The organism is Maribellus comscasis, assembly GCF_009762775.1.
Lineage (GTDB): Bacteria > Bacteroidota > Bacteroidia > Bacteroidales > Prolixibacteraceae > Draconibacterium > Draconibacterium comscasis.
Genome location: NZ_CP046401.1, coordinates 6,081,057 through 6,099,918 on the forward strand (window position 1 = coordinate 6,081,057; position 18,862 = coordinate 6,099,918).

An 18,862-nucleotide genomic window follows, 5' to 3' on the forward strand; every position below is an offset into this window, starting at 1 on the left:
AGGCTTTGAATTGCCTTCGTAAGAAATGAAGTTTTTACAATTTTAGCATGGTAAATGAAATTATTAACATTACTACAGCTACAATTGCACCTCCAATAAAAGCTGTTCCGGTTCCTCCCAGAGCATAAAAAAAACCGATTATAATTGGTCCGGTGGTTTGCCCAAGCCGCAAAACCATACTGTTTATCGACATAAAACCTGCACGCTCTGTAATCGGGGCAAAACCTACCAGTAAAGTTTGAACTCCGGGAATAATCATACCGTGAGCCATTCCGAAGGTAACAATTGGGAAAAGTAATTTCCACCATTCATCGGCAAAGGAAAGTAAGAGCATTGAAACAAGATACAAAGTAAAGCCAATTTGTAGCTGTACTTTAGGTTTTAGAATTTTGTTTATTCTTTTTAGTTGGGAAGAAGTTATGGCAGTAACAACAGAAAAACCCGACATAAACAGCCCGATTTGAAGTGAACTTGAGTTCATCCTCTCAGTCATCAGTTGCGGAAAGTAGGAAAGATAAGCTCCGTATAAAATTACAAACAAAAGAACGTTCAGAATAAAAAGTCCCCATACTGTTTTTTGATTGACATTTTTCCAGGTTCTTTTCAAATAATCAGCAAGGTTTTGTTTTTTATCGGGTTCAGGATTTTTTAACCAGAATATTACCATGAAAGCAGTCGGAACTCCAAGCAAAGCCAAAAGAAACGGAAACTGCCACCCGGCCATTGCAAGGGCGCCGCCAACTGCCGGGTAAGTTGCTGTGCCAATGCTTAAAACACTGGCGTTGTATCCCATTATTTCACCCCTTTTCGGACCGCTAAAAAGGTCTCCGATTAAAGTCACATTCAACATGCCGAGAGACGCTGCTCCAATTCCCTGGAAAAAACGCAGAACCAGCAGAATATGCCAGTTTTTGGTGAAAAAACATGCCAATCCGGCCAGCCCGAAAAGAAATAGAGAAGGTATCAGGATCGTTTTTCGGCCAAAATTATCTGCAAGAACTCCAATTACCGGTGCCAAAAATATGCCTGGAAATGTAAAAACCGTAATCAGCAGCGTAACTTGCATGGGAGTAATTCCAAAATGTTTAATGATGGAGGGAAAAGCCGGCGTGATACTTGCGACACCCATCACTGCGATAAGTGTTGACAGAAAAATTACAGTAAGATTTTTTCGTTGCATAAATTTGTTTTAGACGGGCTAATGTAACTTATTCAATCGGAAACAGTCAATTTCTCAGTGTGTTTTTTAAAGATTTAAAAACTAGTTTTCAGCAATATTTTTTATCATCCCGTTAAAAATAAAAAAGTGAAATGGGGAAGTCGCAATCCAGTACAGTCGTCCCAAAATTCCGCGTGGACGGAACGTTGCTGTTTGATGCAGCATCTTATGTTCATCAATCTTAAATTCCAGCCACGCTTCCCCCGGAAGTTTCATTTCTGCAAAAAGTAAAAGCCTCTGTTTTTCACGGCTGGCGTACAAAACCCGCCAGAAATCGAGTGCATCGCCCGGATTTATTTCTCTGGGTGAAGTTCGCCCCCTTTTTAATCCAACACCTCCAACAATCTGGTCAAAAAAACCTCGGATTTTCCAGAGCCAGTTGGCATAATAGTAACCTTTTTCTCCTCCTATGGTCCAAATATTCTGGATGACCCTATCGATGTTCTCTACTTTATATTTTTTGATGTTTTTGTAACATCCGAATTGCGGAACTTCAATAAAATCGGATAAAGAGAGTCCCAGACTGCTGCTGATTATTGAATCTTTCCAGCTGCTTAGAACCAGATGTTGTTTTATTCTTTGAAATGCATTTTTTAGTGCCTGCTGATAGGTAATTGGTTTTACCTGAAGAATTTGTTCCAAATCGTTATTCCTGCAAATTACTTCGGTTTTCATACTTTCTACCAAACTTATAGCCAGTTTATATGAAACCGACGTTATAAAAAACAACCAGTACGATGAAACTTTCGGGCTAATCAAAGAAGTGGTATAAAAGGGTCTTTTTAATTTTCGTTCTTTGGCATATTGGATCATCATTTCTTTATACGTAAGTATCTCCGGCCCCCCGATATCAAATGTTTGGTTCAGACATTTTTCCTGAAACAGTACACCATGTAAATACGAAATTACATCCCGTATGGCAATCGGTTGTGTTTGGGTAAGAAGCCATTTGGGAGCAACAATTACCGGTAGTTTTTCTACAATATCGCGGATTATTTCAAAGGATGCGCTTCCTGAGCCAACAACTATCCCGGCACGTAAAACAGTCAGTGAATAAGCATTACTTTTTAAAATTTCCTCTACCTTTCTGCGCGATGCCAAATGACGTGAGAGTTTCGTTGTATTGGTAATCCCACTCAAATAAATAAGCTGTTTTACCCGGGTGCTTTCCATGTACTTTTTAAAATTTTCAGCGGCTTTTGATTCCAGTAAATCAAATTTCTCCGACGAAGTAGTCATGGAATGAATAAGGTAATATGCAGCATCAATGTTTTTAGGAATGATCTCAAAATCAGGTTCATTCAAAAAATCAACTTCAACCACCTCCAGTTTTTCAAGAAGATTTTTGTGAAAATTTAGCCTCCGTTTTTCACGTACGCAACAAATTACATGATGTCCTTTTTCAATGAGTGCCGGGAGTAAACGTTTTCCTACATAACCTGTTACGCCTGTTAAAAGTATTCTCATAATTTGTTGATTCAGAAAGAGAACAAATAATCGAGCTTTAAAGTTTACATGTTCTGTTGAACCGATTTATATATGCGGGAATTTCCGGTTTTCTTGACGAAAATTCTTTTTAGCTGCTAATTCTTTCTTTATTTTCGCAACCCAATATACAAAATTGAATCATGCGAAAAATCTTTCTTCTTTTTTTGTTTTTGGCGCAGCTTGTTGTTGCCCAGCAAAAACAAATGACGCTTGGGGATGCCATCCTTGGCCGCTACAATGGTCTTAGTCCTGAATCATTTGAGAATCTGAGCTGGAGGAGTGAAATTGAGTTTACTTATCTTGAGAGTGATACCTTATGGCTTGAATCTGCAAAGAAAGGGGAAAAGATACCCTTTATTGTTCTTGAGGAGTTAAACGCGATTGTGCATGACTCAACGGGAATTCGTTTTAAAAATTTTCCGCAATATTCATGGGTGAACGATTCCGAAATGTTGATTCAGAACAGAAATAAGTTTTTGCTGATTGACACCGGAAATAAAAAGTTGGTTTATAAATATGAATTGCCTGTAAGTGCTGAAAATGCTGAATTTAATATAGCTGGAAAATTTGTTGTTTATACGGTTAAAGATGATTTGTTTATCTCTTTTGCTGACGGCGGGAAGGTGCAAGTCACTTTCGACGGTGGAAAAGGAATTGTAAATGGCAAATCGGTCCACCGAAGTGAATTTGGAATTTCCGGTGGAATTTTTAATTCGCCGCAAGGGAATTTTGTAGCTTTCTACCGGAAGGACGAAAGCAGGGTTCACGATTATCCGCTGGTCGATTTTATGGGGAGGCAGGCAGAATACACTCCCGTAAAATACCCGATGGCCGGATTAACCAGCGAGCAGGTAAAACTGGGGATTTATAAAATTTCCAGTGGCAAAACTGTTTTTATGAAAACCGGAGAACCGCTTGATCATTATCTGACCAATATTGCCTGGTCGCCGGATGAAAAGAACATTTATATTGCAGAACTGAACCGCGGGCAAAACCACATGCAACTGAATTGTTACGATGTTTCGTCCGGAGAAAAAGTAAAAACTTTATTTGAGGAGACCGATGAACGATATGTTGAGCCGCTGTATCCGATTCAATTCTCCCAAACAAATAAAAATGAGTTTTATTATTTGAGCCGGAAAGACGGTTGGTTTCACATATACAAATACAACACACAAGGACAGTTGCTAAAACAAATTACAAAAGGAGAGTGGGAAGTAACCAATGTTTTAGGTTTCGACAGTAAAGAAAAATTTGTTTTTGTGGAGGCAACAAAAGAAAGTCCGCTGGAAAATCATATTTACCGGGTGAATATTAAAACCGGGGAAATGGAAAAGCTTTCAAACAGACAAGGCGTTCACAGCGGCGTAGTCAGCCCCGGTGGCAAATTTATAATTGATAACTGGAGTGCGCCGAAGATCCCCCACAATACAGACCTTATTTCTGCGGACGGCAGCAAAAGAAAAAATCTGTTAAGTTCCAAAGACCCGCTGGAAGACTTTCAATTGGGAGAGAATAAACTGGTTTCTATCCTGTCTGCCGACGGAAAAACAGAATTGGCGGGCCGTTTAATTTTGCCGGTGGACTTTGATCCATCAAAAAAATATCCGGTGATTGTTTATGTGTATGGCGGACCCCATTCTCAACTGGTAAATAAAAGCTGGAATAATCAGGCGCGATGGTGGCAATATTACATGGCCTCGCAGGGATATATTGCTTTTACGATGGACAATAGAGGAACGCTAAACCGTGGCCGCCATTTTGAAACGGTTGTTCACCGGCAATTGGGAATTCTGGAAACAGAGGATCAGATGAAAGGGATTGAATATTTGAAATCATTACCTTATGTCGATTCAGACAGGATTGGTGTACACGGATGGAGTTACGGTGGATTTATGACACTAAACCTTATGCTGCGCCATCCCGAAGTTTTTAAAGTTGGTGTGGCCGGAGGCCCTGTTGTCAACTGGAGCATGTATGAAGTAATGTATGGTGAGCGCTACATGGATACCCCACAGGAAAATCCTGAAGGATTTAAGGAAACCAATATGTTAAACCATGTTTCCGGTCTTCAGGGGAAACTGATGCTGGTTCATGGTGTGCAGGACGAAACCGTGGTTATGCAGCACAGCATGAAGTTTCTCCGGGAATGCGTAAAACAGGAAAAGCAACTCGATTTTTTTGTTTATCCCACACATCCGCACAACGTTCGTGGAAAAGACAGGGTGCATTTGATGCAAAAAGTAAGCGACTATTTTATTGATAACTTGTAGTCTGCTTTTTTAATAAGCAGCGAAAGGAACGAAAAATCGAACAATAAAACCGATATAAAATATGCGGCAAGGGAAGCCGGACAATTTCTATGTAAAGGCTATACCTTTGTTCTTAATTACTAACCTAAAGTGAAAAAAATATGAACGGACAAATTCGCGAAATAGCATTGAGATTACGGGGTTTACGCGATCTGCTGGATATTCCGGTGGAAGAAATGGCAGCAACCTGCAATACCAGTACAAATGAGTATTTGGAATACGAAAGTGGTGATAACGACATTCCTATTGGCGCCCTTCAAAATATTTCAAAAAAATATAATGTTGAGTTAACTGCATTGCTTTTTGGTAGTGAGCCAACGATGAAATCTTTTTTCCTTACACGAAAAGGGCAGGGCACAGCAATGGAGCGAATAAGTGCTTACAAATATCAGTCGCTGGCAGCCGGTTTTGTGGGCCGAAAAGCCGATCCGTTTATTGTAACCGTTGAACCGAGTGAAAATAAATTGCATTTGAATAGTCACAACGGACAGGAATTTAATTATGTTTTGGAAGGAAGTATGCTGTTGAGCGTTGGCGGGCACGAGCTCACCTTAAACGAAGGAGACAGCCTCTATTTTGATGCCTCACTTCCGCATGGAATGAAAGCATTACAAAATGAAACCGTTAAATTTCTTTCACTGATATTTTAATAAAACCAAAGAAATTACAGCTACATGATTGAGAAGTATTTAAAACAAAAGGCTTTTAAAGATTTTGAAGACTTTAAAGCCAACTATGAGCTGGTTATCCCCGAAGATTTTAATTTTGCCTACGACGTTGTTGACGGCTGGGCAGCTACAAATCCACATAAACGTGCCTTGCTCTGGACAAACGACCAGGGGCAGTGCAGAACCTACACTTTTGGCGAGTTAAAAGAAATTACCGACCGATCTGCGGGCTATTTTTCCTCTCTGGGAATTAAAAAAGGCGACATGGTGATGGCGATTTTAAAACGCCGCTCTGAGTTTTGGTTTACCATTATCGCTTTGCACAAAATTGGCGCAGTTATTATTCCGGCAACTCATTTGCTTACGTCAAAAGACATTGTTTACCGAAATAATGCAGCTACCATAAAAGCCATTGTTTGCGACGGAACAGAATTGATTTTAAGTCATGTGGATGGCGCGATGGCAAAATCACCATCCGTTGAACGGCGAATTTCAATTGGGCCAATCGTTCCTGAAGGATGGGAAGATTTTCATAAAGGTGTTGAAAATGCCACACCTTTTAAACGTCCGGCGGAGCCAACAAAAAACGACGACCCGATTATCGTAAGTTTTACTTCGGGAACAACCGGCGACCCCAAAATGGTAGTGCTCGACAGCGTGTATCCGCTGGCGCATATTATTACCGCAAAATATTGGCAAAATTTGCATGAAAACAGTTTGCATTTAACTATTGCCGATACCGGTTGGTTAAAAGCTGTTTGGGGGAAATTATACGGACAGTGGCTCGTTGGAGCTTCTGTGTTTGTTTATGATCACGAGAAATTTACTCCTGCCGATATTCTCACTGTTTTGTCGAAACATAAAGTAACATCGCTTTGTGCACCGCCAACTATTTTTCGTTTTCTCATTCGTGAAGATTTAAACCATTACGATTTGTCGGCGCTGGAATGGTGTACCATTGCCGGTGAAGCGCTGAACCCGGAAGTATATAACAAATTTTATCAGCTAACGGGTATTAAACTGCGCGAAGGTTACGGGCAAAGTGAAACCACACTTTCTGTGTTTACTTCGCCCTGGGTGGAACCCAAACCCGGTTCCATGGGATTGCCAAATCCACATTACGATGTCGATTTACTTACTCCGGACGGGCGCTCAGCCGAAGCAGGCGAACAAGGGCAGATTGTGATTCGTTACGATAAAAAATATCCTACAGGGCTGTTTAAAGGATACTACCGGAATCAGCGATTGACCAATGAAGCCATCTCGGACGGGATTTATTACACCGGCGATTTGGCCTGGAAAGATGAAGATGGTTATTTCTGGTTTGTAGGTAGAGCTGACGATGTGATTAAAAGCTCGGGTTACCGAATCGGGCCGTTTGAAGTGGAAAGCGCATTAATGACACACCCTGCAGTGGTGGAATGTGCCATTACCGGAGTGCCCGATGACATTCGCGGGCAGGTGGTAAAAGCTACCGTTGTTTTAGGCCACGACTACAAAGAAAAAGCAGGCGATGTTTTGGTAAAAGAATTGCAAAGCCATGTGAAAAAAGTAACTGCCCCCTACAAATACCCAAGGGTAATTGAATTTGTTGATGAATTGCCTAAAACCATCAGCGGAAAAATTCGGCGGGTGGAAATTCGTGAACGAGACCATCAATAGAAGCTTAATTGTAAAAACGAATCCTTTCAAAGTGTCATTTCAGATAGGAAAAGAAATCCGGTGTTATCGGTTTCTATCCGTTTGGGATGACACTTTTTTATTCCGTTAAATCAGGCTAACGACCTGAATCCGGATCCTCATTGTACTGGATTAGAATTCTATTCCCCGGATAAATGGCTGCAAAGCATTGCCCCATATTTGGTAACCTGCATCAGTGGGATGGCAGAAATCGAACGTGAGTTCTTTGGTTAAAATTCCGTCAGGAGTAAGCATTTCAGAACTGATGTCGAGCAGCGTAATATCATTTTCCTGAGCAAATGTCTGTAAAATTTTGTTGGTTTCGTTTATCAATATCCGGCGCGGATTATCGGACTTTTCTTCCCTTGGCATAATTTCCATCAAAACAATTTTTGCCCGTGGAACTTTCGATCGTACACGCAAACAAATGGCTTTTAGTCCTTCTACGATTTCCTCCGGGGTATTCATCCGTGCATTTTTTGTTTGGCTGGTGTTGTTGGTGCCAATGTGAATAATTACAAGTTTCGGATCCAGTCGGTCGAGTTCGCCGTGATCCAGCCGCCACAATACATTTTGTGTACGATCCCAGCCAAAACCTAAATTCAGCACGCGGTGATTTCCGAACGTTTCCTTCCACGAATTTGGGCCATTGGGTTCACGTGAACGTCCGTCGGCATATTTTAAAGGCGGGAAAGAACCGCCCCAAAAGTGGGTAATGGAGTTTCCAATCAAAACAATATCCGGATTTAGCGAATCTTTTACCTGTAATACATCGGCATGACGAACCCACCAGTCGTAGCTGTCTTTTTCCAGTTTCGAAGTGGGAACGATGGCCGAATTAACCGGTTTTTTAGTATCGCGCGATGGGTCGCCCATTAATTCCGAAAGCAGCGGTTCCATAGCCTTTGCCCAGGCTTCCGCGCCGGCAGGAGTAGGGTGTAACCAGTCGCCCAGCATGTTGTGATTGATTGACCCATCCATATTCAGAAATACATGGTTTACATCGCAATAAAAAATGTGTTTATTGTCGGCCAAACGGGAAACAATATCCGAAGCCCGTTCGAGTATCCGGCGGTGCGACGTTGGATTTGGCCCACCGTAAGCGCCGGGGAAACAACGCAGCAGAATAATTTTTGATTCCGGGCATTTTTCCCTGAATATTTTTACAATCTCTTCCATTCCGCCAGCCAGTTGTCCTGCAGTGTGGCGCGTCGGATAATTCTTTTCGTCGATATTATTGGTGCCGATTTCAAGAATAATCACTTTCGGTGACTGCCCTTCCATCTCTCCGTTTTGAATATTCCAGATGATATTTTCGGTGCGATAGCCTGAAAAACCCAAATTCACTGCGTTGCGTGAGGCAAAATATTTTTTCCACACTGCCTGGTACTGCGGTTTCTCAAAATTGTTGGTAATGGAGTTGCCTACAAACAGCAAGTCGTATTTGTGATTTTTTACCAGCTTTACTTTTTCCTCATGACGTTCAGGAGAATATCCTTCCACCGGAGCTGCCGCCGGATTTACTTCTTCTTTGGGAAAAACCATTTCTCCGTTCCAAAAGGAAACCAGTAATTTTTTTGTTGAACTACTATTTTTTGCGTCGTTTACATTTTTGTTGAAAGCAATTCCGTCGTAACCAATCCACGTTTTGCTATATTCAATCGCGGCGTTGAGTGCTGTTGGATTTAGCGTGACAGAATCAGTAATACACAAAAGTTTTGTATGCGTTGTTAGCGGCGGATTAATGACCGGAAAAACCGTTCCCTGTGTAGTTTCTTCAAAACCGGCCGGATTTATCAGAATTAAATCATCCGGGCGTTCATTTTCGTCCAGTTCGTACACTGTGAGCGCCGCTAGCTTGCTTCCATCTGAAATTCCGACGATGGAAGTATGCCCGGTTTCCAGCTGTAGTTTTTCATCCGACAGAATCAAACGAAAAGCCTTGCAGGCATCTGCCAGTTGGACATTATCTCCTTTTAAAGTGACGACTGAAAACCCCTGCTGTATAAAAACCGAGGTAAGCGAATCGTTTTTTGATTCTGTTCCCGGGAAAAACAAAACAGTGCCCTTTGGCGATGAGCTATGGTTTATCTCTGCATAAGGTGTTGCCGTTTCATTTATTATCCCGCCGGAAAGAACGGTTCCGTTGAGAGAAACGTTTTGTGTTTTTTGTTGACAGGCTACAATGCTAAAAGCCAGAATGGCAATACAGAACAATTGGGTTAATCGTTTCATGATTAATGTGGTAATTTTTTTTGATGGCTAAAAGTAGATAAAATTCCCGCATGAATGAAATCTGATATCCTTATTCATCAGGTGACTTCAGGCCTCCATATAAAGTGTTGGCGGAAAATGCCTGACATGAATTTTTCCTTTTCGGTTTTCATTCCCATAGGAAATGATATTTTTGCAGCTTTAATTTATTTGAATTGAATCTGAATATAAAAAATATCGTTTTGATTTTGCTTGTGGTATCTTTGATCTGCACATCCAGGATAAATGCTCAATCTGATACCATCCCCGGAAATTATTTCTCAACATTCACAGAAAATATAAAACAGATTTCTGATTTGTATTTTTTTTCTCAAAAGGAACTTTATCCCGGAAAGTTTACATTTAAAAATACTACTGATTTTTCCGAAGCATATAAATCGTTACATTTTCCTGTCTTTCCTGGAGCTATTGATAAGTCAGAAGAATATTTCAGCTTTCTGAATTCGCTGGCAGACGAGCGGAAAAAGAATTTGGTTCAACTGTTTTCGTTTTATGAAAAAGATTTTGAAACGGAATTTAAAAAAGAGGGTTTGCCTGTTGAATTAAAATACCTGGCTCCTGCTATTTCAGCTTTAAATGTTCATTCAACCGGGGAAGGCAAAAGAGCCGGCATTTGGCATCTTTCGCATTTTCAGGCCCTGTTGAATGGCGGCGAAGTAACTCGTTTGGTGGATGAACGACTGGATGTTATACGTTCAACAGGAATAGCAGCCCGGGACCTGAAACAAAATCTGGAAATTTACAATAACACAGAGTTGGCTGTTCTCGCTTTTATTTCAGGGAATACAGCGGTAAAAAATGCGATTCATTTTGCAGGTGAAAGCTCGGGCACCGCTTCCGTTTTAAGCCATCTTCCGGGAAAAGTTGCTGAGCAAATTGCAGCGTTTCAGGCAATGGCTGCGTTTTTGAATACCAGTCGGTTTATTCCTGAACCGGGGTTTTATCAAAAAAAGAACGCTCCTGACACCGTTAGGATATACCGCCAGTTGCATTTTAAACAAATTGAAAAAGTAATTGGGATTTCAGCTGAGCAAATCAGTGATTTAAATCCGGAGTACAAATATTCCATTGTCCCGGAGAATTCAAAGGGGCGGAGAGTTGCTCTTCCCAAAGGCAAAAGAGATGATTTTGTGTTATGGAATGATTCGATAAATAACGCCATTGATTCGAGCTATTTCCAATTGATAACACAAAAAATTGAATATCCGCCGGCACCTAACCGACAGTATTTGGGCGAGCCCGTAAAAGACCTGGAAATTGAAGGAAAAACAAAAATAAAATATCGTTTAAAAACCGGTGATGTACTTGGTATTATTGCTGAAACTTATGACGTTCGTATTGCCGATTTAAAATACTGGAATAATATTGTGAATGAAAGGCGAATCCAGGCAGGGCAAGTGATTGATATTTTTATACCTGATGACCAGGCTGATTATTACAGGAATCTGGTAAATCAAACTGCCGAGAAACCGAATGAGAAGGAAGATGTTATTGATAGAATTCAGAGTACCACCGCATTAAAAGTTTACGAACAGTTTGATACAAACCAAAAAATAGAACACGTGGTAAAAAATGGTGAATCTCCGTTTGTTATTGCAAAGCAGTATGAAGGAGTGACACCAGAACTGATATTGGAGTGGAATAACATTGATAATCCGAGAAAAATACAAATTGGTCAGAAACTAATAATACATCCCCGAAAATGAAACCAGTTAAAATATTGCTTTTTACGTTTGGCGTTTTTCTGCTTTTGGCGGGTACCATGTGGATTACTCCCGGAGGGGGAGTAAAATTAGGTGCCTTTACATTTCACATGCCTACTTTTAAAGAAATGCTGGCTGATAATGAGGTAGAATATGCCGATGTTTCTGAAATTCTGGAACAGCAGTTTGATATTGATTCTCTGGTGGATATCGATTTGGATATGGACACTGTTTGCTCTGATTCAGTTGCTGAATTTATTCCAAGTGCCAGTTATGATTCCCTTGTTGCCTCAATTTATAAGATTGAATTGGCAGATACGGGAAAAATTAATTTGCATCGGTTTTTTCAAACCCTTCACGACAGTACATTGATTCGGATAATGCACTATGGCGACAGCCAGATTGAGGGAGACCGGATTACCAGTTTTGTCCGGAACAAGTTTCAGGTAAAGTTTGGCGGGAGTGGTCCGGGGTTACGCCCGGCTTTACAACCTTACGATTATATTTTTAGTGCCGTTCAGGAAAACTCAGATAATTGGAAACGTTATCCCATTTACGGGAAAGTTGATTCCACCGTTGAGCACGATCGTTACGGTGTAATGGGAGCTTTTTCAAGATTTGCGCCGCCGGCAAGCGACACTCTTCCTTTCCGGGATTCAATTTTGTACGATGCTGAGTTGAACATTTCCAAGTCAGATATTTCGTACAAACTTACAAGAGAATATAAACATTTCAGAATGTTCTACGGAAACGCCAAACGCCCTGTTGAAATGCAGCTCATGGTAAAAGCAGACATCTTGCTGACCGATACTTTGCCTGCAGCGTTGGAGTATGGTGTGATTGAATGTCAGCTTCCGGATTCGGTAAGTCATATTTCTGTTCGTTTCTCGGGCTACGACAGTCCCGATATTTACGGTATAGAGTTGGCGGAACAGCAGGGGGTGATTGTGGATAATATTGCGCTTCGGGGAAGTTCGGGAACTATTTTTACAAAATCAGATTACCTCCACAGCCTGAAAATGTACAGTGATTTAAAACCCGGGCTCTTTCTTCTTCAATTTGGCGGTAATGTAGTGCCCTATATTAAAAACGAAAAGGCCATAAAAAATTACGGGCGCTGGTTTAAAAGTCAAATATTAAGATTGCAGAATTTGTGCCCGGACGCTGCCATTATTGTAATCGGACCAAGTGACATGTCAACCAAGGAAAAAGACAAGTATGTTACCTACGAATATTTGCCTGTTGTAGTGGAAACTTTAAAAGAAGTTGCGCTGTCGACCGGCTGCGGATTTTGGGATATGTATGAGGCAATGGGAGGATACAACAGTATGCCTTCGTGGGTTAACGCCGATCCTGAGTTGGCACGTCCTGACTATGTGCATTTTTCGGCTCGCGGAGCACGTCTGGTGGCGAATATGTTTTATAATGCATTGATTTTTGAGTACAACAATTTTTTAATGGAAGTAAATTGAGGAGATTCATTTTTATATGGCTTGGATTGCTGTTTTCTGTGCACGTACTTGCACAGGACGAAAGTTATTTGTACCAGGTAAATCCGTACAATTTTATTCGGTACGACCGGAATGAACTGCATCATTTTGGAAACGATAAGTATGCGCAGAAACTTTTTACAAAGCTTGAAAATATGCTTTCAACGGGCGAGGGAAGAATAAATGTGGTTCATATTGGCGGATCACATATTCAGGCCGGAACTTTTTCCGGAAGACTCAGGAGCCGTTTTCAGCAATTAAATGGCGATATGAACGCGGGGTGGGGGTTTATGTTCCCCTATCGGATAGCTAGAACAAATTCGCCGTACGGCTACTATATTCGTTATTCCGGAGGCTGGCAAAGTTGCCGGAATATAGAGCGAAGAAAAAACGATCAGTTATTGGGAGTGGGAGGAATTTCTGCTACAACAAGGGCACCTTTTACCGACCTTACCATTTTGCTGGAAGATGAAAATGAGTTGGATTACAGCTTTCATAAAATTAAGGTTTTTTGCAATTACGAAACATCAAAGTATTCAGTGTCGGTTGACAGTAGTTTGGTAAAAAGACAAGTAAACGGAGATGGTTTTATTGAGTTTGAATTAAATGCACATGTTGATAGTTTACGGCTGTTGATTCAGCGTGAAGCCAATTCTTCTGAAGGATTTACGCTGTATGGAATAAGCACGGAAAAAGCGCCGAATGGTTTTGTATATAACAGCATTGGCGTAAATGGTGCACATGTTCCGGCATTTTTACGTTGTCAGCTTTTTGAAGAACAAATGAAACAGTTGCAGCCCGATCTGGTTATTCTCGGGCTTGGAATTAATGATGCGTACGGAAGGCGTTTTTCACAAAAGAGGTTTGAAGACAACTATTCTGAATTGATAGGAAAAATCAGAAAGGCAGCACCACATACAGCCATCATTTTAACTACAAATAACGACAGTTATCTTTATCGCAGGTATGTGAATAAAAACGGAGAGAAAGTGGAAGAGAGCATGTTTAAACTGGCAGAGAAACATGATACGGGCGTTTGGGATATGTTTGAAGTAATGGGAGGACTAAATTCAGTGGTTTTATGGGAAAGAAATTATTTGGCCCAGCACGATAAAATCCATTTTACACGGGAAGGGTATCTTATGCTGGGGGATCTCTTTTTTGCAGCGTTTATGCAGAATTTTGAAAACTATGTTCAAACCAAAAATGAAGTTTCACAACTAACAAAATAAAACTTGGATTTTATACAACAAATAAATTGGGGAGAATGGCTAAAAGGCATTTTGATTTATGATAAATCGGCACCGTTGATTTTCACCCGTTTTTTCTTTTGGGGATTTTTTGCCCTGGTTCTTTTGGGATACTCTTTTGTGTACAATAAAAAAAATCGAAGTATTCGTGCAGGTTATCTATTTGCTGCCAGTTTATTTTTTTACTACAAGTCCAGTGGTTTTTTCTTTTTTATTTTATTATTCAGTACGATAACCGATTTTTTTATCGGAAAATGGATTTACAATTCCCGGAATGAAATGGCTCGGAAGTTTCTTGTTGCTGCGAGTGTGGTTGTGAATCTTACTTTGCTGGCTTATTTTAAATATGCCTATTTTTTTACCGACAGTATAAATACATTGCTGGGAACCGACCTGCATGTGATTAATCATCTGGCGATAATAGCAAATCAAACTGCGGGAACACACTTTAATGTAAACCAGATTTTATTGCCGGTGGGAATTTCGTTTTTTACATTTCAAACCATCAGTTATTCAGTTGATGTTTACCGGAGGCAGACTGAGCCGGTAAAAAATCTTATCGATTTTGGTTTTTATGTTTCCTTTTTTCCTCAGTTGGTTGCCGGTCCAATTGTACGGGCATCGGGTTTTGTAAAACAAATTTACGAAGATTACCATGTTTCAAAACGTGAGTTTGGCTGGGCTGTTTTTATGATTTTAAAAGGACTCATAAAAAAAATATTTATTGGCGATTTTATTGCCGTAAATTTTGTTGATCGTGTTTTTTCAGATCCGATTACTTACACCGGCTTTGAAAATCTGATGGCTTTATTTGGTTACTCACTGCAAGTATATGTTGATTTTTCAGGATATACCGATATCGCAATCGGAGTAGCTTTATTGATGGGGTTCAGGTTGCCGCAAAACTTTAATTCACCCTACAAAGCAAAAAGTGTAGGTGAGTTTTGGAAACGCTGGCATATGTCTCTTTCTTCCTGGTTAAAAGATTATCTGTATATTCCAATTGGTGGAAACCGCAACGGTTCGGTTTTTAGCTATATTAGTTTAGGGCTTGTTTTAGCAATCGTTGTGTTGCTGGCCGGTAAATTTATTTTGGTGCCCATTTTTGCTGTGGCGGTTTTGGTATTTGCAATTCTGGCCAGAATTTTTCCGGGTGTCAAACGGCAAATTGATACCAATATAAATTTAATGCTGACCATGTTGTTGGGAGGTTTGTGGCATGGAGCATCGTGGCAGTTTATCATTTGGGGAGGTTTAAACGGAATTGGCCTTGTTACATATAAGTTCTGGCGAAAAATAAGTCCCTGGGAAAAAAGAAATAACATTTTGGTCAACATCTGGAAAATTGCTATCACATTTGGTTTTATCACATTTACGCGTATCTTTTTCCGCTCCGAGTCGATGACCGTTGTAAACGGAATGATGCATCAGATAGCTACTGATTTACATTTAAATGTTATCCCACAGGTTTTGGCTGCCTACAAGTGGGTTTTTCTGATGATGTTGTTCGGATTTTTTATTCACTGGTTAAGTGATAAATGGAAGGAGAAAATTACCGAGTGGTTTATTGGAACGCCTTTGTGGTTGAAAGTTGTAATTTCTGCGGTTGTTGTAATAATTGTTTATCAATCCATTTCAGCCGATATGCAACCATTTATTTATTTCCAATTTTAAAATTATCTGAAATCCAGTGGGGCGGGAGCGGTAGGCTCGAAACTGTAAAAGTTTTTCTTTAATTGTTCTTCAAAGATAAAACCAACAAAACTCATGTCGCTGGGGTGAAAAGGATAGAAAGCAAGCCTGACTTGCAGGGTTTTGAAAACCAGGTTTTCATTATGAAGTCGTAAGCCGAGGCCAAGGCCGCTGTAATAGTTTTGAGTAAAAATAAGCTTTTTGTTTGAACCGATAACTCCCACGTCGGCAAATCCGTAGAAAGCCATATTAAACTTGTAGAATTCTCTGCGCAAAAACAAAACATATTCAAGATCTACACTAAGTTTTTGTTTGCCAACCGCTTCTTTACTTGAAAATCCACGAATATCTTCATTTCGGCTTAAGTCAAGATTCTCAATATCAAAACGTTTAAGGCCAAGAATATAATTTGAACGGATAAATAGTCGAAACCTCTTTCTTCCTGCATTAAACTGGCGCGAAATAAAATTGGTACTCGCCTGAACTTGTCCTTGCTCAAACTTCGATTTATTAAAATAACCACCAATACCAGCCGACATAAAAAGATAGCCTCTTCTTTTTATCAGTAAATTCCCGTTTGAAAGATAAAGGTGTAAATAATGTCTGTTCCCAAACTCATTGGCATCAAATCCGTAAACAATTTCATTTTTAAATCCCTCCGGTATATCTTCAACAATGCCGTAACTGTATATTAACTGGTCCTGAATATATCGCCGCTGAGTAAAAGTTAAACCTGTTAAGTAAAAAGTATTATTGGAGAAAAACTGATTCTCCGGAAACGACGGATTTGGTCTGTGGTGGTAGGTGCGATTATAAAATCCTCCCGAAATAACCACTTGAGAGCTATTGTAATTGTTTTCATTTATCTGAAAGCTTCTTCCTGCCCAGGCACTGTAAAATGAATAATCCAACGGTTCTTCAATAATTAGGGGATCATTATCAAAAATCTGGTTCGTTCGGTGCATTCTTAACGCAGAAGCTCCGTAACCCCATTTCATTGATGGAATTAGAAATGGTTTTTCCAGCTCAAAAGAAAATCCTTCTTTTAGGTATGTGTTCATGTATCCTGCAGAAACATCCACAAATTTTCCTTTAACGTTGTTAATTGAATAGAACGTTTCTAAACCCATGTACGGTTGTTTGTGCAAATGACCGACAAAACGTAATGAAATTTCATGACCAACACCAAAAATATTTTGGTTGTATAGTTCGAGTGCTGCAGAACTAGTCCCGTTTACATTTCCCGAAACTCCAAGCGAAAATCTGTCCTTTGTAATTACATGAACCGTTACCAAATCCGGGTTAATAGAATCCTGTTCCAGAAAAAAGCGGGCGTCTTTAATGTAGGGAAGCGCCCTGATTATACGTTCGTTTTCGTACAATTCTTCAGCATCGATAATATCGCCCACCTTAAACATTAACATTTTTCCGATGGTGTTAAGGTTTGATTTTGTGTGAAGCGCATTGGCCGTTCGTTCAACCCAACTTTTGGCTTTTTTTGTTGTATCTTCAAGGTTGGGGCCAAATACATCAAGTGCAGTGATATCAATTTCAGAAATAGTTTTTCCTTCCATCCGACTGTAATATTCCAGAGCCATCTCTTTTTTATCGACGTAGGGACGAGGTGGAGAAATCAGAAAATCGTAAAAGATACGGGTGAACTTGTTTTGATTGGCTTTGTGCTTCAAGCTATCATAAAATTGGTTGTATTTTTCTTCGGGTAATTTTTCAATAAGGGCAGTATCTTTTATATAGGACTGTGCAGGAACTTCAGAACCTAAGACATTTGTTAATGTTATGATAACTAGAATCAATATTTTCGACCACCCACTCATTCCTGCATTAAAATACGATATTATTTTTGATTCAATAGGGAATTAAATTTCATTTTATAAACATGCAAAAAAAAAGTCATTCAGATATTAAAACTTTGAAAAACAGAGTGTTAAAAACTGTTAAACGATGCGTGTAAATAGAAAATTTGAGTTGAAACTGTGTTTTGAAAACAGAAACAGTGATGGGTATAATGATAAAGATCAGCAACTTACATCAAGCCATAGAATTTATCTCCATGTGTTATTTAAACGGAATTTTTTATGCTGTTTAATAAATTTTGAAGGTCGAATTGCGTTAATGTTTTAGCGGTTATTTTATACTTTTGCTGCATGAGCAAATTGGGGAAATTTTATAAAAGGAACATTTATGGGGTAATGGGAACTTTGGTTTTCCATATTTTGCTCGTTCTCACATTTCTTTTGGCGGAAGTAGACATGAAAGGAAATGTAAAAGAAGAAGAAATAATTATTGAATTTCCTGAAATCATACCGGAACCGGAGGAAATAATTGAAGAACCGGAAGTCGAGCAGCAGGATGATACTCCGAATGATCCTTCATCGCAAAGTACCGAAACTCAAAGTCAGAGAACAAATCGCGCTTCAAACAGATTATCTGCAACAGAGGAATTTTTTGATGAAGACTATCTCAAAGAAGTAGAGGCAGCCCGGCAATTGGCAGCTGATGTTAATAATCAATTGTCAAAAGAAAGGGTAAAACTTGAAGACATTGAAATGCCTGTGGAAACCACTGAGGGAATGAATCCTGATTCCATTAAAAATGTGGTTTATACGGGTGAAAGTAACATTGTTTATTATTTGGAAAACAGGTATCACCTGAGTTTGCCCATTCCTGTTTACTTAACACAAGGAGGCGGAAAAATAGTTGTTGATATTGAAGTTGACAGAAACGGGCGGGTTGTTAAAGCCTCGGCGCGTAAAAATAGAAATATACGCAATGAACAAATTTATACGTATGCCGAAGTCGCTGCGTCAAGAACGATATTTAATACAGACTACAATTCCCCTGATATTCAGAGCGGTACAATCCATTATACATTTATTGCTCAATAGGTGTTCATGTTAAATTAATATAATCTTTAACATGATTTAACAGAAAATAGTTGTCTCAATTCATTTCTGCTTTTATCTTTGCGGTACGTTTATTTTCATAAGTTTAGGTTTAGTTAGGTTAGTTAGTTTAATGAGAAAAGGCTGGTTGTTGAACCGGCCTTTTTGTTTTTATATGCCTCT

Annotated in this window: 12 protein-coding genes; 8 read left to right on the top strand and 4 right to left on the bottom strand. The window is 39.7% G+C overall.

Going from position 1 to position 18,862, the window contains the following annotated elements; all coding sequences use genetic code 11:
* Window positions 1-34 precede the first annotated feature (34 nt).
* Together GM418_RS24635 and GM418_RS24640 are read right to left on the bottom strand one after the other, a co-directional pair.
* Entirely contained in the window at window positions 35-1,180 is a 1,146-nt protein-coding gene (locus tag GM418_RS24635; RefSeq protein ID WP_158869880.1) for an MFS transporter, read from the bottom strand.
* 81 nt (window positions 1,181-1,261) lie between these two features.
* The gene (locus tag GM418_RS24640) at window positions 1,262-2,686 is read right to left on the bottom strand and encodes an SDR family oxidoreductase (RefSeq protein ID WP_158869882.1); all 1,425 of its coding nucleotides are present in this window, start codon (window positions 2,684-2,686) and stop codon (window positions 1,262-1,264) included.
* Between the two features lie 161 nt (window positions 2,687-2,847).
* On the opposite strand from GM418_RS24640, the gene GM418_RS24645 reads away from it, so the two are divergent.
* From GM418_RS24645 to GM418_RS24655, 3 genes are all read left to right on the top strand, one after another.
* On the top strand, window positions 2,848-4,980 hold the full coding sequence (locus GM418_RS24645) for a S9 family peptidase (RefSeq protein WP_158869884.1): 2,133 nt from the start codon (window positions 2,848-2,850) through the stop codon (window positions 4,978-4,980).
* Between the two features lie 140 nt (window positions 4,981-5,120).
* Window positions 5,121-5,669 (top strand): cupin domain-containing protein, encoded by a 549-nt coding sequence (locus GM418_RS24650; protein ID WP_158869899.1) that lies wholly within the window; start codon window positions 5,121-5,123, stop codon window positions 5,667-5,669.
* 24 nt (window positions 5,670-5,693) lie between these two features.
* Window positions 5,694-7,349, top strand: coding sequence for an AMP-binding protein (locus tag GM418_RS24655; RefSeq protein ID WP_158869901.1), 1,656 nt, complete (start codon window positions 5,694-5,696; stop codon window positions 7,347-7,349).
* A 150-nt stretch (window positions 7,350-7,499) separates the two neighbouring features.
* Here GM418_RS24655 and GM418_RS31540 read toward each other — a convergent pair whose 3' ends face one another.
* Window positions 7,500-9,602 (bottom strand): GDSL-type esterase/lipase family protein, encoded by a 2,103-nt coding sequence (locus tag GM418_RS31540; protein ID WP_217447591.1) that lies wholly within the window; start codon window positions 9,600-9,602, stop codon window positions 7,500-7,502.
* Window positions 9,603-9,796: 194 nt separating this feature from the next.
* On the opposite strand from GM418_RS31540, the gene GM418_RS24665 reads away from it, so the two are divergent.
* Genes GM418_RS24665 through GM418_RS24680 form a run of 4 tightly spaced genes read left to right on the top strand, consistent with a single transcriptional unit; the run spans window position 9,797 to window position 15,758 of the window.
* Window positions 9,797-11,347, top strand: coding sequence for a LysM peptidoglycan-binding domain-containing protein (locus tag GM418_RS24665; protein ID WP_158869903.1), 1,551 nt, complete (start codon window positions 9,797-9,799; stop codon window positions 11,345-11,347).
* Entirely contained in the window at window positions 11,344-12,816 is a 1,473-nt protein-coding gene (locus GM418_RS24670) for an SGNH/GDSL hydrolase family protein (protein ID WP_158869905.1), read from the top strand. The genes GM418_RS24665 and GM418_RS24670 overlap by 4 nt, the downstream gene beginning before the upstream one ends.
* Window positions 12,813-14,066, top strand: coding sequence for a GDSL-type esterase/lipase family protein (locus GM418_RS24675; RefSeq protein WP_158869907.1), 1,254 nt, complete (start codon window positions 12,813-12,815; stop codon window positions 14,064-14,066). The genes GM418_RS24670 and GM418_RS24675 overlap by 4 nt, the downstream gene beginning before the upstream one ends.
* Before the next feature lie 3 nt (window positions 14,067-14,069).
* Window positions 14,070-15,758, top strand: coding sequence for an MBOAT family O-acyltransferase (locus GM418_RS24680; RefSeq protein WP_217447592.1), 1,689 nt, complete (start codon window positions 14,070-14,072; stop codon window positions 15,756-15,758).
* 2 nt (window positions 15,759-15,760) lie between these two features.
* Here the strand turns inward: GM418_RS24680 and GM418_RS24685 are convergent, their stop codons facing one another.
* Window positions 15,761-17,590: a BamA/TamA family outer membrane protein gene (locus tag GM418_RS24685; RefSeq protein WP_158869909.1), complete on the bottom strand. Its 1,830-nt coding sequence runs from the start codon at window positions 17,588-17,590 to the stop codon at window positions 15,761-15,763.
* Window positions 17,591-17,941: 351 nt separating this feature from the next.
* Between GM418_RS24685 and GM418_RS24690 the strand changes: the two genes are divergently transcribed.
* Window positions 17,942-18,682, top strand: coding sequence for a hypothetical protein (locus GM418_RS24690; protein WP_158869912.1), 741 nt, complete (start codon window positions 17,942-17,944; stop codon window positions 18,680-18,682).
* Window positions 18,683-18,862 lie beyond the last annotated feature (180 nt).